This window comes from Echinicola arenosa (genome assembly GCF_014841125.1).
In the GTDB taxonomy this organism is placed as follows: Bacteria; Bacteroidota; Bacteroidia; order Cytophagales; family Cyclobacteriaceae; genus Echinicola; species Echinicola arenosa.
The window spans coordinates 364228-387957 of the sequence record NZ_JACYTQ010000004.1 but is presented as its reverse complement, the minus strand read 5'-3'; the positions used below and the strand labels follow the sequence as shown (position 1 = coordinate 387957).

Annotated in this window: 13 protein-coding genes; 4 read left to right on the top strand and 9 right to left on the bottom strand. The window is 43.1% G+C overall.

What is annotated here, in order from left to right; genetic code table 11:
- Positions 1-298: 298 nt before the first annotated feature.
- Positions 299-1258 (bottom strand): BF3164 family lipoprotein, encoded by a 960-nt coding sequence (locus IFO69_RS13760; protein ID WP_192010700.1) that lies wholly within the window; start codon positions 1256-1258, stop codon positions 299-301.
- Positions 1259-1407: 149 nt separating this feature from the next.
- Positions 1408-2493 carry a BF3164 family lipoprotein gene (locus tag IFO69_RS13755; RefSeq protein ID WP_192010699.1) on the bottom strand — a complete coding sequence of 362 codons (1086 nt, stop codon included), beginning with the start codon at positions 2491-2493 and terminating at the stop codon, positions 1408-1410.
- 241 nt (positions 2494-2734) lie between these two features.
- Here IFO69_RS13755 and IFO69_RS13750 point away from each other — a divergent pair, with 241 nt between their 5' ends.
- From IFO69_RS13750 to IFO69_RS13740, 3 genes are all read left to right on the top strand, one after another.
- Positions 2735-3505, top strand: a complete 771-nt coding sequence (locus tag IFO69_RS13750; RefSeq protein WP_192010698.1) for a class I SAM-dependent methyltransferase — start codon at positions 2735-2737, stop codon at positions 3503-3505.
- 107 nt (positions 3506-3612) lie between these two features.
- Complete coding sequence (locus IFO69_RS13745) at positions 3613-5958, top strand: DUF5703 domain-containing protein (RefSeq protein ID WP_192010697.1); 2346 nt, start codon at positions 3613-3615, stop codon at positions 5956-5958.
- Between the two features lie 55 nt (positions 5959-6013).
- Positions 6014-8053: an aceric acid hydrolase gene (locus IFO69_RS13740; RefSeq protein ID WP_192010696.1), complete on the top strand. Its 2040-nt coding sequence runs from the start codon at positions 6014-6016 to the stop codon at positions 8051-8053.
- Between the two features lie 87 nt (positions 8054-8140).
- Here the strand turns inward: IFO69_RS13740 and IFO69_RS13735 are convergent, their stop codons facing one another.
- The 3 genes from IFO69_RS13735 to IFO69_RS13725 all read right to left on the bottom strand — a co-directional run bounded on the left by IFO69_RS13735 (position 8141) and on the right by IFO69_RS13725 (position 13450).
- Entirely contained in the window at positions 8141-8875 is a 735-nt protein-coding gene (locus tag IFO69_RS13735; RefSeq protein ID WP_192010695.1) for a hypothetical protein, read from the bottom strand.
- Positions 8876-9188: 313 nt separating this feature from the next.
- Positions 9189-12215: an SbcC/MukB-like Walker B domain-containing protein gene (locus IFO69_RS13730; protein WP_192010694.1), complete on the bottom strand. Its 3027-nt coding sequence runs from the start codon at positions 12213-12215 to the stop codon at positions 9189-9191.
- Positions 12212-13450, bottom strand: coding sequence for a metallophosphoesterase family protein (locus IFO69_RS13725; RefSeq protein ID WP_192010693.1), 1239 nt, complete (start codon positions 13448-13450; stop codon positions 12212-12214). The genes IFO69_RS13730 and IFO69_RS13725 overlap by 4 nt, the downstream gene beginning before the upstream one ends.
- Positions 13451-13578: 128 nt before the next feature.
- Here IFO69_RS13725 and IFO69_RS13720 point away from each other — a divergent pair, with 128 nt between their 5' ends.
- The gene (locus IFO69_RS13720; RefSeq protein ID WP_192010692.1) at positions 13579-14112 is read left to right on the top strand and encodes a septal ring lytic transglycosylase RlpA family protein; all 534 of its coding nucleotides are present in this window, start codon (positions 13579-13581) and stop codon (positions 14110-14112) included.
- Positions 14113-14237: 125 nt separating this feature from the next.
- On the opposite strand, the gene IFO69_RS13715 is transcribed toward IFO69_RS13720, so the two are convergent.
- The 4 genes from IFO69_RS13715 to IFO69_RS13700 all read right to left on the bottom strand — a co-directional run bounded on the left by IFO69_RS13715 (position 14238) and on the right by IFO69_RS13700 (position 23726).
- Positions 14238-15152, bottom strand: a complete 915-nt coding sequence (locus IFO69_RS13715) for a bestrophin family protein (protein WP_192010691.1) — start codon at positions 15150-15152, stop codon at positions 14238-14240.
- A gap of 359 nt (positions 15153-15511) precedes the next feature.
- A complete protein-coding gene (locus tag IFO69_RS13710) occupies positions 15512-16933 on the bottom strand; it encodes a sialate O-acetylesterase (protein WP_192010690.1) in 1422 nt (473 codons plus the stop codon).
- A 43-nt stretch (positions 16934-16976) separates the two neighbouring features.
- Positions 16977-20408 carry a glycosyl hydrolase gene (locus IFO69_RS13705; RefSeq protein ID WP_192010689.1) on the bottom strand — a complete coding sequence of 1144 codons (3432 nt, stop codon included), beginning with the start codon at positions 20406-20408 and terminating at the stop codon, positions 16977-16979.
- A gap of 81 nt (positions 20409-20489) precedes the next feature.
- A complete protein-coding gene (locus tag IFO69_RS13700) occupies positions 20490-23726 on the bottom strand; it encodes a glycoside hydrolase family 2 TIM barrel-domain containing protein (RefSeq protein ID WP_225444136.1) in 3237 nt (1078 codons plus the stop codon).
- Positions 23727-23730: the final 4 nt, after the last annotated feature.

Here is a 23730-nt window from a genome sequence, read left to right as displayed (position 1 = left end):
ATAAGATCCCGATATATTTTTCTTGAAAAAACATCTGCCCAGCCTACAACTTGAAAAGTTAAAAAATAAGGCATTTCTTGGTCTCTGATCTGATAAGCTTCACCCATTATTACAAAAATTTTGATCAACACTAGAATTACAAATTCAATTTATAGAAGAGGTGTAGATGCAATCTACACCTAGTGATCTTATCATAAAAACTCATCTGAGTATAATTTGCTTCCGATATTTATCGGAATACACCCTTCTATCCTTACCAATTGATAATTTGATAATAAAGCCAACTCACCAATAACCATCATTCCCACAATTCAAAAACAGCTATACCTGGATTTTCATCAGTGGTAATGCCATATATTTTGCCACCGCTTTCATCAACTGCAAAAGCACTTAAAGACCTATCTATCTTATAATGATCTATGACATCTCCTTCAAAACTGAAAACAAAAATGTCTTTAGCAATTTTTCCTTCTTTTAAAATCTCTTTTCTAGTGTGTCCAGAATATAACCCATAAATAAATTGATCTCCAATATAGACATCCCGATAAGCTTTGGGATTGTCTTCTTCAAATATCAAAACATTTGAATTGCCTTTTCCTCCTGATACAAAATGGTATTTAGGAAGCTCATTCCTAGGTCCGTCGATGGTATAAACCACGCCTTTTCTTTTATGAAGAATTTCTATATGGTCACGATTATATCCTACATTGACATATATATTATTTACTCTATTTCCTTTGAACCAGCCATGATTCAATTGTCCCATATTAAAGTCATTTAGTTCCTCACCCACATCCAAATCCTGCCAGAGGCCATAGCCAGCTAACCGTGTTCCGTCTATTTTAAACTCCACAAATTTACATGAGTCATTCGCCATTCGACATACCATTGAACTATCTGAAGACCATGCCATTGCTGTGGCCATAAAAAAACTTTCGGTTTGTTTTATTTGATACTCAGAAAGGTTTTCCTGATCATAAATATTGAATTTGGAAAACCGCTTTTCAAGTGCTGAATAAACCCATAATACACTATCTTCACCACTTGCATCAATTCCGTATGCATCAGAGATTTCCCCCGGGCCAAATCCTATTTTTCCCTTACCGGAGAAATACTCCATCTTTTCCCTATCGATTATATGTATAGGAAAATCATCTTCATCAATCCTCCTGCTTTCCCCTATAATTAAAAATTCATTTTTAATTACTATTTTCTTGGGATTAAGGAGTTCATCAAATTCAAACTTTTCTCCTTTCACGGATTTTACATTTGATATGGATTCAAAGGAAAATGTCTTATTAAACTTGGATGAGCCCCTATTCTCTGAACAGGAAAAAGCTGTTAATAAAAGTATAATAATGACGGAAACCAATCTGAAATTATTGTTAATCATATAGTGTGTATTTCTTAAGGCAATTCAAAAACAGCTATACCTGGATCTTCATCGGTGGTTGTTCCATAAAGCTTGTGCTCTTTTTCATCTACCACTAAATTCTGGATAGACCGATCTAAACTCAACGAACGTAGGATATTGCCTTCAAAATCAAACACAAAGACCTCTGTGGCATTTAAACCTGTCGAATTGATCTCTTTATTTGTCCTTCCGCAATACAAGCCATAAATGTATTTATCTCCTACAAATACATCTCTATAGCGGTGAGGCTCATCTGAATTAATAATAATTTTTTGTCCCCCCTTACCATTGTTAATAATCTTGAATTTCGGAATATTCTGCTCTGGCCCCTCCACGAAAATGGTCTCACCTGAATTTCTATTTAATATTTCCAATTGATCCTTTCGAAAACAAGCCAGTACATAAACTCCCTTTTGTTTGTTTCCTTTTAGCCATCCCTTGTAAAAATCAGCCATCATATAGTTATTTAGTCTTTTTGCTAATGGCATTGTACGCCACTCCCCAAACTCGTTAACTCTTTCTCCATTGATATTGAATTCAACAAACCGATTTTTATCATTTGCCATCCGACACATTAATGTAGAATCGGATGCCCAAATCATGGATATAGCCATATAAAAATTCCCATCCTGCTTGATTTGATGATGGGAAAGCTTTATCGAATCATTTGTATAAAATTCCGAAAACCTTTTACTTCTCCCGCTGTAGACCCAAAATGAGTTCTCCTCAAAGCCATCGTCCAAAATAAACGCGCTAGAAATCTCTCCTGGACCAAGACCTCTAACTCCCTTTGACATTTCATACTGCCAGTTCCGTGTATTAATAATATGCAATGGAGGATAACCGATGTCTATTCTGGTATGCTCACCAACGATTAGATGGTCACCGATTAAATGTATCCGCATAGGTCGCTTTAATTCCTCGAAATAATACTTCTTGCTTTCCAAAAAAACCTTTTCCGTAATATCCTCCTCGGTAAAGTGCTTATGGTATTTATCTACGCTCTTTTCGCTTTCACAAGATATCAAAAGGATTACCAGCACCATGCTTATACCACATAAGTCAAGCTGTTTGATCATAAAAAATATATTCTGGAACAGTTATAAATCAATCAAACCTTAAACTAACTAAATTTTTAATAGATTCAAATTTTGTGGTTTTTATCTACCTCAACTGGCTGTAATTTGCTTCCGATTATCGAAATACACCCTTCTATCCTTATCCACTTATTTTGACTAACCAATTCATATGGATAAGCTATTTCAATTTATGTCAAGAATAAAAGATTCCTTAAATTGAACCATCAACAGTTTTTCAATCATGTCACCATCAACCCCCACCTGGAACCCAAACCTCTACAATGACAAACATGCCTTTGTCTTTGCATATGGAGAGCAGCTGCTTCAATGGCTAAACCCACAAAAAGGAGAACACATCCTGGATTTGGGGTGTGGCGCCGGACAGCTCACTTATCAGATCAACCAATTGGGCGCTGAGGTAGTGGGCATGGATCAATCTTCTGACATGATTGCCAAGGCCCAAAGCCTATATCCAAGCATCAATTTCCTTGTAGGCGATGCGGTCGATTTCAGCTTTGAGGAAAAGTTCGACGCCATCTTTTCCAATGCTACTTTACACTGGGTCTTGTCCTATCAAAAAGCCATTCAGGCCATGTATGCAAATCTTAAATCTGGAGGAAGACTGGTTGTTGAATTTGGTGGAAAAGGAAATGTTCAACTCATCGAAACCACGTTGAAAGAAACTTTGGCCAAGCATGGCTACCTACAGCAAAGCCAAATTCAGCTTTGGTATTTCCCCTCCATTGGAGAATACAGTAGCGCTCTGGAAAAAGTGGGTTTCAGGGTGACTTTTGCACAGCACTTTGACCGGCCCACAGCATTGGCTGATGAAGCTACAGGCATCAAAGACTGGTTGGCCATGTTTGGGGGAAAATTCTTTGACGGGGTCTCTTTAGCGGATCAGGAAATAATCATGGAGGAAGTGCAAGAGATCCTAAGGCCGACACTTTTCACTGAGGGCAAATGGTATGCAGATTACAAACGGCTCAGGATAATGGCTTTTAAGGATTAGCAAGTTTTAGGCTCTCCATTCATTCAGGTCTAGACACCATTTAACAGCATAGCACAGGAAGGTCCCGCGGTTTGATTTTTCTATTTTGAGACCAGATTGAAGGAGCGATGAAGTTTGTATTTTTGACCTTATGTGGTTTGTTGTGTCTGGGCTTGGAATCAAGCAGGGCACAGGACCTGTCCCATTATAACCCCGTTTGGAATTCTTTTAGCAAGAATGCCAGTGAATCCATGCCACTAGGCGGTGGGGATATCGGCATGAATGTGTGGATGGAAAAAGGGGAACTGCTCTTCTATTTTTCCCGAAGTGGCACCTTTGATGAGCATAATACCCTATTAAAACTGGGTAGGGTTAGGGTGAAATTAACCCCTAACCCTTTTGATACCGAAAACAACTTTCAGCAAGAACTCCACCTGAAGGAAGGTTATATATTGGTTCAAGGGGGATCCAATGAACAGCCCACCACCTTTAAATTATGGGTGGATGTGCATCAGCCCATTATTCATGTGGAGATGGAAAGTCGAAGCCCCCTTACCATGCAGGTCAACTATGAAAATTGGCGCTATAAAAACAGGACTGTCAAAGGGGCGGCCAATAATGCCAATTCCTACAAATGGGCTCCACAGGGAGAAATCATTACCTATAAAGACTCCGTGAAATTTGAGACAAACACAGTGCTTTTTTACCATCAAAACAGGAAAAACACTGTTTTTGATGTGGCAGTAGCCCAACAGCAAATGCAATCAGTCAAAGACCAAATGATGAACCCACTCTCTAACTTGACCTTTGGAGGAAAACTGGTGGGAGAACATCTACAACCTGCCAAAACCAGCCATGGACACTACCAAGACACAGATTTCAAAGCCTGGACGCTAAGCAGTGAGAAACCTGCCAAAAAACAAAGCTTTCAGATTTACCTGCATACCCAGCAAACCTCGGATCAGGCAAAGTGGCAAAAAGGACTGGACAGCTTGATCTACGTACAGAACAAAAACACCAAGCAGGTCAAAGCTAGCTCTGTAGCCTGGTGGCGGGAGTTCTGGGACCGAAGCTTCATCATCACCGACCCAAACAAAGAGGCTACAAATGACACCATTTGGCAGATTGGCCAAAACTACCAACTTTTTCGCTATATGCTGGGCTGTAACGCCTATGGAAGCTACCCTACCAAATTCAACGGTGGCTTGTTCACAGTCGATCCCATTTACACCAAGACAGACATGCCTTTAACCCCAGACCACCGTAATTGGGGAGGAGGGACCATGACGGCCCAAAACCAGCGTTTGGTCTATTTCCCCATGCTCAAAACAGGCGATTTTGAGATGATGAAACCACAATTTGATTTCTACCTGAGGATGCTCAAAAACGCTGAATTGAGAAGTCAGGTGTATTGGGGGCACGGGGGAGGCAGCTTTACCGAACAGATAGAAAACTTCGGTTTGCCCAATCCTGCTGAGTATGGTTGGAATCGGCCTGAGGGTTACGACCCGGGCATGCAGTACAATGCCTGGCTGGAATACCAATGGGACACCGTCCTGGAGTTTTGTCTGATGATGCTGGAGCAGGAAAGGTATACAGGCGAAAATGTGGAAAAATACATTCCCTTTATAGAGAGTTGTCTTCGCTTTTTTGATGAGCATTACCAATACCTGGCCAAGCAAAGAGGAGCCAAGACCTTTGACGAACAGGGTGACCTGATACTTTTCCCAGGCTCTGCCAATGAAACCTACAAAATGGCCTATAATGCCAATTCAACCATTTCAGCTTTAAAAACAGTGCTTGAGCGATTTTTAGAATTGCCTTATCTATCAGCAGACCAGCAGGCACATTGGAGTGAGATGTTAGAGAGAATTCCTCCACTGAGCTTTAGGGAAATAGAGGGGCACCAACTCCTTGCTCCTGCAAAGCTATGGGAAAGGGTCAATAACACAGAAGTACCACAGCTCTACCCCGTTTATCCTTGGGGCATTTATGGAATAGGCAGATCCGATTTGCAGACAGCAATCAATACTTACCACTATGATCCTGACGCCTTGAAATTCCGCAGTCATGTTGGCTGGAAGCAGGATAATATTTTTGCGGCCAGGTTAGGCTTGACCGCAGAAGCTGCCCAGCTCAGCTTAAGAAAGATGGGAAATTCCGAAAGGCGCTTTCCTGCATTTTGGGGACCGGGCTTTGACTGGGTTCCCGACCATAATTGGGGAGGGTCAGGCATGATCGGTATGCAGGAGATGCTTTTGCAAACCAATCAAGAGAAAATCTACCTTTTTCCAGCCTGGCCGATGGAGTGGGATGTACATTTCAAACTTTATGCTCCTTACCAAACTACCATTGAAGCAGTGTTGGAAGATGGGGTGGTCAAAAAGTTGATCGTCCTTCCAAAAGAAAGAGAAAAGGATGTGGTAAATATGTTGGGCTGGACTTTGGAGCAAAAGCTAAAATTTAGCGAATAGTTGGTATGGAGACGTGGAACACTATAATGAATTGTCATTACAAAAAAATAAAACAATGAACCTAAAGTATGTGATTGCAGGGATAGGGATAAGCTTATGCTCCTTCCAGGAGTCCTTAGCGCAGCAACAAGGCCTGATGGACAATTCCCAAAGTCCCTATGTAAAGTTAAGAAGCGTGGGGTTGCAGGAGGTTACCTGGACAGGAGGTTTTTGGGGTGAAAAATTCAAGATGAGCCAAGAAAAAACGGTGCCTTTTATGTGGGACTTATACCATGATGCGGAGACCACCCATGCCGTGCGAAACTTTGAAATTGCCGCCGGATTGATGAAGGGAGAGTTTGAAGGCCCCTCATTTCATGATGGGGACTTTTATAAAATCTTTGAAGGTATGGCGGCCCTATATGCAGAAACCCAAGATCCAGCCCTGGATCGACAGATGGACGAAGCCATTGCCCTTATTGCCCAAGCCCAGCGTGAAGACGGCTATTTGCATACTCCCGTTTTGATCGAAGAGCGCTGGGGTACCCTGGGTGAGGAAGAGCTGCAAAAGCAACTGGGTTTTGAGAAATACAACATGGGACACCTCATGACCGCTGCTTGCGTCCATTACCGGGCCACAGGCAAAGATAATTTCCTTCAAGTAGCCAAAGGAGTGGCCAATTTCCTCTATGATTTTTACCAAAAAGCCTCTCCTCAATTGGCTAGAAATGCCATTTGCCCAAGTCACTATATGGGCATGGTGGAAATGTACCGTACCACCAGAGATCCAAGGTATCTCGAACTGGCCAAGAACCTTATAGACATCCGTGGTAAGACGGATGATGGTACTGACGACAATCAAGACCGTGTTCCGTTTAGAGCGCAAACGGAGGCTATGGGACATGCTGTTCGGGCCAACTATTTATATGCCGGAGTGGCCGATCTCTATGCAGAAACCGGTGAAGCAAAGTTATTGGAAAACCTAGAATCCATCTGGGAAGATGTGGTCTATCGCAAAATGTATATTACTGGAGGATGTGGTGCTCTTTATGATGGGGTATCTCCTAATGGGACTTCCTATAATCCCACTGTGGTACAGAAAATCCATCAAGCCTATGGTAAGCCCTACCAACTTCCCAATGCCTCAGCGCACAATGAGACCTGCGCCAATATTGGCAATGTGCTGTGGAACTGGAGAATGCTCCAAGTAACCGGAGAGGCCAAATATGCGGATGTGATGGAACTCAACCTCTATAACAGCATCCTTTCAGGCATCAGCATGAATGGAACTGAATTTTTTTACACCAACCCCTTAAGCGCCAAAGATGACCTACCTTATACCTTGAGGTGGCCCAATGTCCGTGAGGGTTACATCTCCATCTCCAATTGCTGTGCCCCCAATGTCACCAGGACATTGGCAGAAGTAGGCAATTATGCCTACAGCCTTTCCGAGAAAGGCTTATACATTAATTTATATGGTAGCAACCAACTGAAAACAGCAAATGCCAAAGGTGAAAAAATAGAGATCCAGCAAAAGACATCCTACCCATGGGATGAAAAGATTACTTTGGATTTGGTTAAAATACCTTCGGATAATTTCAACTTATTTTTAAGGATACCTGGCTGGTGCGATCAAGCTGCTCTAAAAATCAATGGAAAAGTAGCGTCCATGCAGTTGAAGTCTGGAGAATATGCACAAGTTGCCAGAAAATGGAAAAAAGGTGACCAAGTGGAATTGACCTTAAAAATGCCTACAAAGTTTCTGGAAGCCAATCCTTTGGTGGAAGCCACCAGAGGCCAAGTAGCAGTAAAAAGAGGACCACTGGTCTATTGTGTTGAGTCCATGGACTTACCCGCAGGCAAAACCGTGGACGATGTCGTTATTTCTTTGAAGGAAGATTGGACTCCCGAGCCTTTCGAAATTGGTCAAAGTACACTGATCAGTCTAAAAGGAGATGTATATTTTCAACAGGAGGACAATTGGGAGCAAACACTTTATCGGACGGTGAATCCTCAGGAATATGATCAAGGTACCATTCGTTTGGTTCCTTATTACAGTTGGGCAAATCGTGGAAAAGGAGAGATGTTGGTATGGTTACCTTTTGAAAGAAGGTAAATTCCACGAAGAATAATAAAAACAAACCATAAAAGGCCTCCTCATTTACCTGAAGGCCTTTTATGGATTTATAGGTGGGTTTAAACTTTACTTGAATTCTCCATTTTTCAACTTAAGCGCATCCTCAAGATTGGCTTCAATCATGTCATACACCACTTCATTTCCATCTTCCCCATTAGGACCTACGATGATCATACCATCGCCATCACCGTCCTGTACCAATGCCGGGTCAATTCCCATGAGCAATTGATCCATATAAAGCTCTAGTACAATTTCTTGCGTAGCAGTAATTTCAGTAGCTGCATTAAATTTGATGTCAATTTTATCTTCCAAATCCATGTACATCATAGAGGGAATACCTTTCCAGTCTGCTTTGATCATAACGGACTTACCGTACATTGGAGAAGACTTTGGAAGGTCTGTCGCCTTGGTAAGGTCAAAAGTCAAATTGGTGTAGAAGCCATTGGGTGCAAGAAAGCTTCCCATTCTGGAAAGCAAGATATGCTCATCCGTCACCAAAGGTACTACAAACTTCGGACCTTTATTTGGTGTAATGATACTAATTGGCTTTGACTTATTTTCCGCTATTCGAAGAAGCATTTTTACATCTTTCACGGAAATGCTTACATCAGTAACGGTCACATTTTTAAACACCAAACTTCCATCATCTGCATCAGAAGGGATGTTGGTGCTTACCTTAGCAGAAAGCACTACTTCACTTTCTTGAACTTCTTGCATTTCATCATTTTGGCTACATGATACCACCAGAGCGGTAGTAGAAAATGCCAAGAGGAGATTTCTAAAAATTCTTGTTCGGCTCATAATTGTAATTTTTTGGTTCTCGATTGACTGTGTTTGTTGTATGTAGCGACTATATTAATCAGGAAAAATTTTATTTTAACAGCCCATGCACTGAATTGTAAACCATCTGTATTTTTGCTTTTTTCAGGCATATAATTTTGTATTGAATACATTTTATTGGACATATCAAAAGGCTTTCTTGGAGAACTCTAAAACTGATTCTAGAGATTTCAATCAAAAATGATCAGGTAAAATACAAGCATCGGGAGGGCATACAAAAAAAGGCTCCACCTGTTGGTGGAACCTTTGCAAGGTCATGGTATATCCTTAGTAATCAATAGGAATAGCTTACCTGGCTACCTGTTTCTGGATCGAGCTCAATTTGGGCAAACACACCGATTTCCTGCTGGAGCTCTTCCACATGGGAAATGATGCCCACTATCCGGTTTTCATGCCTTAATGATTTCAAGGTATCAAACACAGTCCTAAGTGCATTCTTGTCCAAGGCACCAAAGCCTTCATCCAAAAAGAAAAAGCTTTGCTCCGCCCTGTTCAGTGATTTTACCTTTTCGGCCAAGGCCAAGGCCAAACAGAGGGATGCCTGAAAGGTCTGTCCGCCTGAAAGGGTTTTGAGCAAACGTTTCTTGCCTCCATTGAGGTGATCTTGTACCCAGAAGGTATTGTTCTCATCTACTTCCAGGCTCAAGCTGTTTTTGGCCAACTTCATAAAACGAAGGTTGGCAGTCTGCACCAGCTCCTTAAGGTAAATGTTGCTGATGTATTTTACAAAGCCACTACCCTGAAACAAGCCCGCCAGTTCCTTTAAATTAGCTTCCCGGTTTTCTACTTGCTTAAACTGCTGGGTCAGTTTTGCCTTTTCCTCAAGTCTGGACTTGATTTCTTCGATTTGGTTTACAAGGAGTGAGAGGGTCTTTTGCGAGCCTTCCAGCGCTTGCTTGGCCTCCTCAAAAGCTGAGATGATGCTCTGAAACTGACCTGCATCAAAACTGGCCACCGCCTCATCACTGGAGAGTTCCAGAATTTTCGCTTTGGTAAGATCCAATTGCCTGTCGAAAGCCTTAATTTGTTCTTCAAGTAGGGTTGGGTCTACCTTGCTGCCCAATAATTCACGAACTGCCACACTGTCAGAAAAGTCATGCTCAGCCATGGCTAGGGAAAGCCTGTCTTTTAGTTGGGCAAGCTTTGCCTTTACCTCTTCCAAGCGCTGTTGGTAGGTGGACAAATTGGCCAAATTGGTGGTCTGCTTTTGCTGTATTTCTTTGAGTGCATCCTGTGCCCTGGGCAAGTTGATTTCCAAGTTTTCCAGGTATTCCTTTACCTTGGCGATATCTTGTTCGATTTTAACTGCATTGACATCACGATATTTCTCCAGCAAATCCGGATAATTGATTTCTTTTAATTTAGTCTCCTTTTGGGTTTCCAGCGTCTTAAGGGCCTGTTCTGCCTCTTGCACTTTTTCCAGGTCTTTTTCTGAATCTTTCAAAAATTGCTTATAAGCTGTGTTTTGCTCTTTTAACCTTTGCTGAAGTGCTTTTTCCTGTTGAAAATTCGACTTGGCGCTTTGAAGCAACCGCTCTATTCCAGACTGGTTATCCACACCTTCAATGGAAGCAATCAATCGTTCATTTTGAGAGGAAAGACCTTCAAGTTCCTCATGCTTTTCTTGGTAGGTCTTTTGCTGCCCTTCCCATAGCAGCTGCTTCTTTTCATAGTCCGCCTTAGCTTTCTGAAGCTTTTCTTGATAGGACTTGCACGCCTTTACACGAACTTCATTTTGGGCAAGTTTTTCCGAGTCAAATTGGTGGGAAAGCGGGTCTGGATGTTCCATTGATCCACATAACGGACATGCTTGACCATCTTGCAAATTCTGCGTATAGCTATAAAGCCCTTGCTGCTGCAGGAGTATTTCCCTTTCTTTCTGCAATTCATTCCATTCACTTTGGACAGTTTCCAGCTTATCGCTAAAATGATTGCCCTGAAGATCAACATCATCAAGGAGCAAATGCATCTCTCTTTGATGGTTGGCCATTTCTGCTTTCAAGGACTCTATTTGCCCAGATAGCCTTTTGATGGATTCGGTGTTTTGTTTTAAAGCTAGGGAAGTGGATTCCAGTTGGCTGATAAGCTCCACCTCCGGCACTTCCAACTGCTCAATTTCCTTCTCGACTTTCTGGATTTGGGTCTCTTGGTTGAGCTTTTTGTTTTGGAAAGAGGCCGTTTTTTCTTTTAAAACATGTAGCTGTTCTTGCAGTTTCCTTTCTTGGAGGGCCAATTCATTGAGTGCTTTTATTTGGAGCAAATCCCTGATGCGGGCTTCCTTTTCTCCTTTTGTAGAAAAATCCTGATAAAGTTTTTGGTACCTCGCTTCCTTTTGCTGAACCTCTTCTGCCAAACTTATTTTAAATCGCTCACACTCTCCCACACTCTTTTGGTACTTCTCCAAATCAATTTCCTGCTCTTGAAGCTGATCAATGATCGGCTTGAGAAAGGTCAAAGCCTTTTGGTATTGGTCCAGCTGCTTTCTTTTTTGCTCAAATGCAGGAAGCTGACTTTCCAACTCCCTCAGCTGTTGCCGCTGAGCTGTCAGCTTCTCGGCTTTTTCTTTTACTGTTTTTGCCTGTTGAAGGGCGGCTTCTTTCTCTTTTAAGATGTGTTCGTGTTTTGCTTTTTCCTGCTTCAGGGCATGCTCCTTTTCCTTTGCCTCTTGCAAAGCCTCTTTGGAAAAAGCCTCCAATCCTTCCAACTGGGTTTCCAATTTGATCTTCTTTTCCTTTTCTGCAGAAAGCAGCCTTCTGGTCTTTTCGGAAAGGTCAAAACGCTCCAAACCAAAAAGCTCTTTCATCATGTCTGCCCTGTCTTTGGGCTTCTGCTCAATAAATTCCCTGAATTTTCCTTGCGGAATAATCACTGTTTGTCTGAAGTGACTCATTTTCATCCCTACCAAATCTTCCCCCCTGGCCTCCAAAGGCACCCATTTACCTTCATTCAATTCATAAAAAGTGTGGGTTGCTGGCTTGACATCATCAAAGTTCTTGGTATTTCTCCTGGCCAGATAGCTGGCCTTGTAAGTTTGGGCATTGTTCTTTCCCGCCTTAAACTCAAAGTTAATATGGATGCCCGGGCTTTGAAGGTTGACCATGCTGTTTTTCTCTCCTTTACTGGCCAAGCGTTCTGTAGTACCATAGAGAGCCAGCAAAACGGCTTCCAAAATGGAAGATTTTCCACTGCCCACTGCCCCAAAGATGCCAAAAAGCCCTGCGGCGGTAAGTTGTGTAAAGTCAATCAGCTGTTTTTCTCGGTAGGAATAAAGTCCTTCAATTTCCAGTTTAATTGGGATCATGCTGTTTCTTCGTTGTCGGTTTGTCCGATAATTTCATTAAAAAGTAATTTGATCTCTTCATTGGGTTCCAAGCCTTTTGCGCTTTGATAATAGCGGGAAAACAGGGTTCCCATATCTTGTCCCAAATCTTCAGCCTGAAGGCTTCCATCTTCGAATTGATGATCCCCTGTAAGTTTTGGGATCAAGCTGACAATACCATCGTGGGCTTTCATAATGGCTTTACGCGTTTCGGCATCGATGGAAGTTTCCGTCTCAAAAATCACTTCCACAAAACAATAGGGATTTTCATGGAGCCATTCTAGCGTGCTGGCCAAGTTACTAAAGTTTTTTTGGTAAAGCGGCCGGCCTTGCTTAAGCGGAATGGCTTGGTATTTTACAGTTTGGGCAGGTGATGCCTCAATTAAGACCACCTTCTTTTCTTGGTTCGCCTCACTAAAACTGTACGAGAGGGGAGAACTGCTGTACACTACCGGGCAAGGATTTTGGTCCACGGCATGATAACGGTGGAGATGTCCCAGGGCGGCATACTGAATGGTTTTGGGAATTAGGTGGGTATAAATCGCTTGTGCCCCTCCCACATGAAGGATCGGCCGTTCACTTTCTGGTTCTGCTTCTGGTTTTTCTCCTTCCTTCATAAAAAAGAAATGCCCCATAAACAGGTTGACACCCTTTTCATCACAAAAATCATCAGCAAGTTTTTGCCATTGCTGTCCCAAGACTTTCCGCAATTCAGCTTCCTTGTCCTCATCACCCAGATAGGTTTTCAGTAACACTTCATTGGCATAAGGTGCCAAAATAATCCTCACTGGAAATTCCAGTTGAGGTAATTTCAATTCGACAAAGCCCGATGCGGAGTTTGTAATCTCCAGTCCACTATCCAGTTTTTCAGGAGTAAATTGCTGGTCATACTGACTGTAGAACAATATCCCCATTTCCTTGGCCAAAGGGTTGGGGGCACTGACAAACTGGGTACTATCATGATTGCCCGAAATGGCCACAATGGGGCGTTTTCCTTCATTGGAGAGCCTCCTGAGGGTTTTGTAGAACAACTCCACCGCCTCATGGCTGGGGTTAAAAGTGTCGAAGAGATCCCCTGCCAGCAAGACCAAGTCCACCTTTTCGCGCTCGGCAATCTCCGTAATCTCCTCCAAAACCAGCTGCTGTTCTGGCAACCTGGAATACTCCTGGAGCCGCTTTCCAAGATGCCAATCCGCTGAGTGTAAGATTTTTAACATAATTTAAAAATGCGAAATTTTCGTTTTAAAGTAATTTCAGATTAAATTTAGGCGCTTAAAACTTGGTAAGCAAACCTATTTCAAGGTGATGACAGTATTTGGCATTCAAATTGAATAGGCCGATCCTTATGAAAAAAGCTTGTTGTATAATCGTGTGTTTGGTGGCTTTGCTTAGCTTCAAGGCACAATCTCAGCCGACGCTATTAGAGGCAGATTCGACATTGTTGATAGAGAAAGGAATTGCGAGTTATTATGGGAGGTTTTTCCATAATCGGAAGACCGCTAATGGTGAGATATTTGATATGGAGGGCATGACTGCTGCGCACAAAAACTTGCCTTTTGGCACCATGGTGAAGGTTACTAACCTTAAGAATGGAAAAGAAATAGTGGTAAAGATCAATGATCGCCTACCGCAAAATTCCAGAAGAACCATTGATCTGGCCAAAGGCGCTGCCAAAAAGCTTGGAATGATCCAAATGGGCCTGGCCCCCGTCAATATCAGTGTCCTGAAACCTGAAGCTGTTTCTACACTGATGGACTACTATCAAGAAGAAGTTCCTGAAAGTATCCGACTCAGAATGTATTTTGACCCTATCAGCATAGAGCGTGACACCACCCAACTTTTTCTCTGGCCAGAACCTGAATTTACCAGTGCCTTTTAGGGGCTGAAATTAAACTCTAGATATAAGATTTTAGATTTTAGACTTTCGAGTATTGATTGAGCACCTATGTCTCAAATCTAATGTCTACCATCTCTTGTCTACTGTCTCCAGACTCAATACTCCTCCTACATCACATACTCATCATTGACCGGACTGACCGGAGCTGGAATATGCTCTTCACGAATCATCTCCAAAAGGTTAATTTCAATGGTTCGGGTAATTTGGTCTAGTGGAATTCCAGTGGGAATAGGCTCAAAAGGATCTACTATGGAATGACCAATAAAGTGAATGGTATGGAACACATAACCAATAACGGTCGCAAAAATAATGGCCCTCCAACCTACATTAGGGGCAACAGCCAAGGTAAAGGCAATGTTAAACAGCCAAATAAACCCTTTGGTGTAGTAATTATAGGTGGTGGGGAAGACGGTATTTTTAATCCTTTCAGATTTGCCCATTTCATCACAAAACCGGGTGATTTCCCCGTTGAGCTCCAGAAATTCAAACCCATCGATCAGCCCATCTCTTTTCCAACTTTTAAGTTCAGTAGTTTGTAAGCTCAGAATGGCATTATGCTTATTGCTTTCATTTTTAATAATGTCCAAATCACTCTGGATCAAGTATTTCTTATATTCTTCATCCTTGGTACCACGGAGGTTTTCTTTAAGAGCATATAGAAATGCAATATGTCTTTTGACAGCATATTCCTTCATGAGCTCCAGGTTGCTACCAGAGATTTTGTCTGTGGCTGAGGGTAAGTGGATGACATTTCTGGCCCAGGTTCTGGAGCTGTTGACCAATACTCCCCATATTTTGCGGGCCTCCCACCAACGGTCATAGGCCTGATTGTTATTGAAGCCGATAAAAAATGCCAAGGCAGTACCTAATATAGTGGGGATGATGGATGGCATCTCAAAATGGTATTGGATAAAGTACCAATACACAAAATAGGACATTGAACAGGTGAAGGCGACCAAGAGTGTGTTTTTCCATGTGCCACTGACAATTCTACTCAATCGAATATCATGTGTGATAATCATTTACAGTATCTTTTAAAGTAAGGGTAAACAATTTAATAAAAAGACCTGAAATACAATGATTTGTCAGCCATCGAAATAATTTCATGTACGCTCACAGCCATAGAGCCTGAGACACGGTACCTATTCATGCTAAAAGCCCATTCTCCAAGTTGAAAAGTGGGCTCTGATTAAATTCTATTATGTATATCCGCAATTCTACCAGTAAAGATTAAAAGCGAGTAGAAAATCCCCTTTTAATTAAAGTATCAACTGCTTCGGTCTTCAGGCTTCAGGTCTACCTGGCAGTTAGACAGGCTTCCGACCACTTGAGCAAAGGATGTATGGTTACTGGCATCAAAGCGGATAATCAGAAATTTTATTTACCAATCATCTGTCCTAAAGGAACTCAATGGCAATCCTCCGGTACTAAAGATTTCCCCAACCGTAAAATCCTTAAAGGCATACCTCACGGCTATCGGCTTTTCTACTTGTGGCGAAGATAACATCACCGACTTCCTCCTCATGACTGCCGTTGCAGGATAAAACTGCTTGTCGTCTCCGGCAATTTCAAAGTTTATCACCTCTTTTCCATAAGCTGTAATGCCATTGGGCACATGGTCAAATGCTACGATAACGGTGCTCCCTTTGATTTCCATCGCTTCAAATTCAGGACTGGTATATTCGAATCCTTCCAGACCATAGGTTTTTGCCAAAGCCAAATAGGCCAATCGATGACCTCCAGCTTTTTTATCGGCAGGATGGATATTTTCCTTTTCCCCAATGTCCATCAGCACAGCCATCCCACTATTTGGTATGCGCTTGGTGGCCTTTCTTTGCGCATCCCGGAGATACGCAGAATTGTTCTTTTCAATCACTTCATTTGGCGTAAACGAGCCATAATTAAAGGGTGCAATCTGGCAATAGTAAAATGGAAACTCCCCCTCATCCCAAAGCTTTCTCCATTCACGCACCATGGTCACCATCAACTCTTCATATTGCTCAGGTCGGCCATTATTGGACTCTCCCTGATACCAAATCGCACCTTTAATGCCATATCCTACCACAGGAGACAGCATGCCATTAAACAAAGCGGTTGCCGTACGGTTGGGCACATCAATATCTTCCTGCTGCTGAGGAATGGTTATCTCCTCCTTAAAGTCCTCCAACATAGCCTCACTCATCCAAGCCTCTATATTGGAACCTCCATAAGAAACATGAATCAAGCCTACCGGTACATCCAAGGCCTTTTGGATCTGTTTACCAAAGAACCATGCTGTGGCACTGAAATTAGATGTGGTGGATGGCTTGGCCTCTTCCCAATGCCCTTCAAAATCCTCGGCTACTTCTACAGTAGATTTACGGGGCACTGTAATCAAGCGAATCTCGGAATTTTTACTATTTACAATGGCTTCATTACCACCAAACACGGGTTGGGCAGGGAAGCCCTTCAGGGGCATCTCCATATTGGACTGACCAGAACAAAGCCATACCTCTCCGATCAGGACATTTTCAAGACTCATTTCCTGACCATCACTGATGGTAATGGAATAAGGGCCACCTGCTTCCGGTGTGCTCACCTTCACATTCCATTCCCCTTCCCGGTTCGCCTTGGTTTCATATGTTTTATTATTCCAAGATGTAGTAATGCTTACTGTTTCACCTGCATCCGTCCAACCCCAAATTGGCGCATCCATCTGCTGTTGTAGGATCATATTATCTGAAAAAATAGCGGGCAATTTCACCTCGGCGAAAGCTAACTGGCTGATGATACATAGGGTCAAAAATGCTACTAGCTTTTTCATATCTATTTATAGGTTATTTGTGATACTTGTGTCTTGTTGCTACTTATTCTTCTACCTCCTTTAAAATCTTCACTGGCCCCAATAAGCCAGCCTCCAATAAGTCTCTACCTTCCATTCGGCCCAAATCGGCAATGGTATTGGTAAACCTCTTCTCTTTGGGCAGCTTCAAATCACCCATGAGCCTGTTGGCCCATGTATTGGATACTTCGATCTCCAATTGGTTTTGACCCGGCTTGAGTGCTTCGGAGATATTGACCTGATAAGGAAAAGTCCAAGCCACTCCACAATCTTTGCCATTGACTTTCACGGAAGCTATATTGGCCACCTTTCCCAAATGCAGCCAAAATGCATCCTCTACCGCACCATTCCACTCAAACGTATTTCGGTAAACAGCCGTCCCTGAATAATACTTTATGCTATCATTAGAATGCTGGGACCAGCTATCCAATGACGTAAATTGAACGGGATGTTCGGGTCCTCTAAATTCCCTATCAAACTGAACGCTCCAGTCTCCACTGATGGTTTGCTGCGCCTGATAACTTGACCAGTTATTTCCTGAATGACTTTCTGTCTGATCGGTTGTTTCCCTGAAAATCACAAATAAAGCACCATTGGCCGGTAATTTAACAGGAAGTTCAGTCCTGTCCCCCTCTAGTTTCCAGCTATTTACTGAATATTCTTTATCCCTGACAGGATCATAAAATACTGGCTTTTTACCAGAAACTCTAAAAGAAAGTGTCAGTTCTCGTTCCGCTTCCAATTGATTGGAAATAAAATAAATCTCTTCCTTTTGGCTTTTTCGATGGGCAAAGGCAAAACCTTGATTTCGCCGGCCGCTATTATCCAAAGCGATCACATCAGGCGATACGCCCAAAATCTCAAAAGTACTGTGTACATAAGGCATCTTCACCACAGTCCCTTTCCCCAAGCTCCATGAGAGCACGCGCTTTGCGTCTTGCTCACTATGGTGACCTTTCCATATTTCATCCACAACGGCCGATAAGGCCTGGTCATCACCATTTTTTCCTAGGGTTCCGCTTGGCTTTTCATCTACTAAAACAGTTGCTCCAGCCTTTACCAGTTGAAGAATCTTTTGGGCCACCTCCACGGACATCAAGTTGGCATTTGGATTCATTTTCCTCACACCTGGAAACACCAATATGGCATATGCCGCACCTCCGGGAAAAACCACCTTACCATCCTTCACCTCTGCCAAATGCAATAAAGCATCCTTATTAAAAGAATCATAATGATAACCCCGCAATGGATCCGTCCAGTCTGCCGCATCCACCATATTGGCCGAATGCTTTACACCTGCTGGGATTACCCGGGTAGGCTGCCCCTTATTCGCCCATCGGGCTCCTTCAAACTGAACCCTTTCTTCTCCAAAAATGCCGGGTAAAAAATCCACCAATCGTTCTGGCAGCACCGACCTACCGGGAAGGTCTTCTCCGGAAAAAACAGCGATGTCCACTACAGGTGTTCCTTTTTGTAATTGGAACTGGGTCCGTTGGGCATAGTCCACCCAAGCTTTGCCGGGCTTCCACCAAGTTTGGTCCCTTTGAAAATACAGTCCGATGCCGTCCAAGGTCATTCCGGGTTTTCTATCCAACCAAGGATTATGTACAAACACATGATAGAAAAACCGATTAATACCCATGGCATAATTGCGGTCCCCCAAGGTTTTTAACATCCCCGGGTATTCATCCCAGTCCATTCTTAACTGGGTAAATGCTTCTGCCTGAATGATCTGTTTGCCATAGATGTGCCCACCTGAGATAGCATCCCGCATATCATTTGGCTTATCGTGTGTGGGGCTGTTCAGCCAAAATTCTCCAGAAGGTAAATCCACATATTTGAAATGTGCTATCCCATCGCTCACCATGGTGGGGGCTACATTCTCAGAACTGAACTGCATGCCATTTTTCTTTGCCTCTGCTTCTAAGGTCCCAAAGAAATGATCCATGATCAACTCTGAGATGGTTTGCCTTACATCATAAAGGATCCGTTCAGAGGCTTCTACACTTTCCAGAGGCACTCCAGCGAAGGTGGGCAGATAAGGAAGGATATCATAACCCCGGCGCTTTTGGAATTCTTCCCTGAATACCGGAGACCAATTCTGACTTCCCGCCTCCCAACTGTCAATGTGAAATATTTTGAGCACCCGCTCTGCCAATTCAGGACCAGCCGTCCTGATGGCTTCACCAAACCACTGATCAAACTGAAACCGAACGGCTTCGGCATTAAACTTATCCACTTCCAATCCTTTGGCTCCACCTCCGGTATAGTTGGTATGTCCAGTGGAAGTGTAACCAAAGCGCATGATTTTCCATTTTCCCTCTGGAGCTTCCCAGACCAAATGTCCTTTTTCATCCATTTTATCCGTTAGATTCACCAAGTCCTTCATGGAAACACAGGATTCAGGTAAAATCGAATCACTGGTACTGCGCGGACTCATTCTCCAAGCAGCTGCAGACTTGCCTTCATATTGGTTGATCTTTGGACTTGAAGAAAGTGCAATGGTTTTCACTTTCAAAGAAGGCTTCCATTTCGCTGCATCTAAATCTTCAGCCCCTGGTTCCGTGCCTTCTTTATCATAAATAAAACGAAAATATTTTGCCGTTATCTCAGATACACTGTGGGTATAATCATAATCCCAATCCTGCCAACCATGCCGGGGGGGCTTCAAGCGAGTCACCTCTTCAAAGTTCTCCCCATCATCACTGATAGCGATTTTCAAACGGTGGGCCTGATAGCTGTTTCCACTGGTCTTTATCCTGATGCTACGACAAGTAAAAGGCTGTTCAAAAGCATACTGGATCCAAGCTTCCTCATTCGTTCCCAGATGCTCATCTGTTTGATCACTTAATAAAAAATCCAATTTCTTTTCGGCCAAACTACTGGTCACTGTTGGCTGCTGAGTAGCGGCCTCCAATTCAAAGCCTTCCTGCACAGGATAGGCATATACTGCTAGTTCACGATAATAATTCTCATGTTGTTCGGGCTGGGGCAGGTCCATTTGATGATGCCTGCCTCCTTGCACCAATGTATCCGCCCAAACCACCTTTTGCATGGAGCTTTCTGGAGTAATCCACGGCCCACCGGCCACCGCAAAGCCATCACAGGCATGCATGGCCAGCCTCAATCCTAATCTATCGGCTTCTTCCATGGCATGTCGCACCATTTCCCACCAAGCTTCAGATCCCTGCAAGGTAGGCTTTTCGGTCAAAGCTGGTTCTGCGGGTCCTTTGATCGACATCAAAAATGCTCCTCCAATACCCGCTTCCTTCATCGCCTCCAGATCTGCCGTAATCCCCGCCTTAGAATAGGTGGAATACATCCAATACCAGTACACCCAAGGCTGTGAACTCTCGTATGTCGGTTCGAAGTCCTCGACATGAAGCTGTTCTTGCTCCTTTTCACAGGAGATCAAGCAACAACATAAAAGAAAGACTAAAAGGATATTTTTGGACATTAGATTTTAGATTTAAGACACTAGACTTGAGTCTGGCGTGGCAAAGCATTGAACGTTCCCTTTATACTCAAGACTCGCTACTCAATACTTACTACTAATATAAAAGCTATAGTGATACGGTTTGGCAGGAATCTGATACTGCTCTAAGGGCTGAGCGACATCCGACCAACTGTCATTTCCACCCACCCCCATTTGAATCAAGTCAATATTCACGGTGATAAAACCTGCATCTTTTAGCTCAAAGGTATGTTTGGCCGCATTGATCTGCTCTTCAGTGTATGGCCAAGCACTCATACTCAACAAACTGTCAGCAGTAATGGTCAAGCCTTCCTTATTCTGTTCATCGGCGAACTTCATCCATCGTACCTCAGTGCGGTTACCATTTTCTTGAGGCATGACATAGGGTTCCATAAACCCTTCAATGGGCAAAGTATAAATCCCTGCCATAAAACCATGATTCCGATCCATGTAGTTTTCCAAAGGCCCTTTACCATACCAGGTGATCTGGTCATATGCTCGCCTAATGCCCATGCTCATCCCTATTTTGGGAATATTAGGCAAATCATATAGCGGGATTAAAGTATAATCCACTTTCACCGCCCCAGATGCCATGATGGTATAATCTATCTTCATTTCTGCTTTTTCACCTGTAAGGACATAGTCGGTATGTACTTTGACCACTCCCTCACCCTCCTTGCTGAAAGTCATATTGTTCAATGCTGGCTCAGCTTCATACCAATACTTTAGCTTTTCATGGGGCTTCCAGCCTTTGCGGTCATTGTCAGTCAAAGGCCGGGTAAATGAAGGAACCAGAGGACTGGAAATTTGTTCTTTACCCTTTACTTTGAAACTACTCAGCGCCCCATTCTCTTTATCAAAATGTAATTGAAGCCTCTCTCCACTTACCGATAATATTTCTCCATGATCTTCCACTGTCAATCCTGTCTTTGTCTTTTCGAAGGTAGGAGAGCTCCCTTTTCGCAATTGAAACTGTTGCTGGGCTATAATATGGCCTTGCTCGGCCCAAGAAGCTTGTTCGGGAAGGGTAAAAGTAATATTGGCCAGGTATTCCTTTCCGTGCTGAGGATGGAAATAGGGTTTAAGTTGTAAGGTGGTATCTTGCCCTGCTTCAAGCGGTAAGCGATCCATCACAAGACTTTGGACGACTTTTCCCTCTTCCAAGATGGTTAAGTTCATTTGATATTCTTCCAAGGATTTATCCGCATGCCGATTGCGGATTTTCACATTAAAACCCACAGTATCTATCAAAGCCATTTCAGCGGGTTGATACACCCACTTACATTCATAAATGGCCGCTTTTGGCCTTCCGTCAGAAGCGACAATTCCATTGATGCAGAAATTACCATCATGTAATTCCTCTCCAAAATCTCCGCCATAGGCATAAAATTCTTCGCCATCTTCGGTCGTTTTAAGCAAACCTTGATCTTTAAAATCCCAAATGCATCCGCCAATGACCTGGGGCAGTGAACGGAACTCGTCCCACAATTCTTTCATATTCCCAGTGCTGTTGCCCATGGAATGTGAATATTCAATAAATACGATCGGGCGACGATCCGCATGTTGATTGACCAATAAACTAGGTGTAAACAATCCCGGATAAAAACGGCTTACCATATCCACGTAAGGCTGATCTGTCGGCACTTGGATACGATGCGAATGGTCTTTGGGGTAATCAGGATGGTCTGGGGGGATATAACCCTCAGCCCGATGATTCCCTTGGGCCGGCTCATAATGCACGGGTCGGGTAATATCAAAATCATGCACCCAAGCGGCCATAGCGGCATGATTGGGGCCTCGTCCAGCCTCATTGCCCAAACTCCAAAATATAATACTGGGATGGTTTTTATCCCTTTGCACCATGCGGGTCACCCTTTCCATGTAGGCATGGGTCCACTGTGTATCATTGCTCAGCTTCCCGCCAATACCGTGGGTTTCATGATTGGCTTCATCAATCACCAAAATACCATATTCATCACACAAGTCGTAGAAATAGGGATCATTGGGATAATGACTGGTACGGATGGTGTTAAAATTAAATTGCTTGATGGTTTTCACATCTTCCTCTATATCCTCCCGGGTCAAGGCCTTTCCTCTTACAGGATGATGATCGTGTCGGTTGACACCATAGAGGTAGGTTTCTTTACCATTGATTAAAAGCTTGCTGTTATTTTCAGAAAATTCGATCGACCGAAAACCTACCTTGCAACTCTTTGCTTCCAAAAGCTGCCCCTCTTCATCTTCTAGAATCAACACCAAAGTGTAAAGGTAGGGATGCTCATCACTCCATAAATGTGGATTTTTTACCTCCGCCTCAAATAGCCCAAATTTCACATTGTCCAAGCGTGGATAACTTTCATTGAGGATGTCCTCCACTTCTTTTTCCAGCGGATGTGTAAAAACTGGTTGGTCATCCTGATCATAAAGCTGTACTTTTAGCTGGCTTCCTGGCGCCCGCTCCCCTGTCAAATTCTCGATTTTAGGTCTCAGGCTAAAAACAGCATGCTCATAATTTTCATCCAGCTTGGTCTGATAATGAAAATCCACTATCCGTAATTTGGGTTCAGCCATTAGAAAAACTTCCCGTTGTATGCCACTCAACCTCCAATGGTCCTGGTCTTCCAAATAGGAACCATCACTCCAGCGGATCACTTGCACGGAAAGCACATTTTGCCCAGGCTTTAAATAGGGACTAATGTTAAATTCTGAAGGTAAAAAACTATCTTCCCCATAGCCCACAAATTCTCCATTCAACCACACCTGAAAGGCTGAGCTCACGGCTCCAAAATGGAGGGTGATATTCATATCTTCCCAATCATCAGACACTTCAAAAGTCCTTTGGTAAGAGCCTACTCCGTTGTAATCTTCCGGTACATAAGGAGGACTGATAGGGCGAAATGGATAAACCGCACTTTTATAAATTGGAATATCATAGCCTTTCAATTCCCAGTTGGAAGGCACTTCTATCTTATCCCATCCATTGACACGGGACTGATAAAAATCTTTTGGCGCTTCTTTTAGGTTATTGGCAAAATGAAAATCCCATGTTCCATTAAGTAATAATATCCGACTCTTGTTTCTATCTCCCGCTAATGCTTCTGCTGTATTTTCAAATGAATATACGGTAGTTCTCGCTGGTTCTCTATTGATGCTCGTCACCAATGGATTTTCCCAGGGAGCGAAATGGTATTTCTCCGGTAAACGAGGAACTGCAGCAGGCTCTCCTGTCACCGTCTGTGCCATGGCCAATCCAGTTACCCGTATCCATAGGAAAAGGCCTGCTAAAAGAACTTTATACATAAGA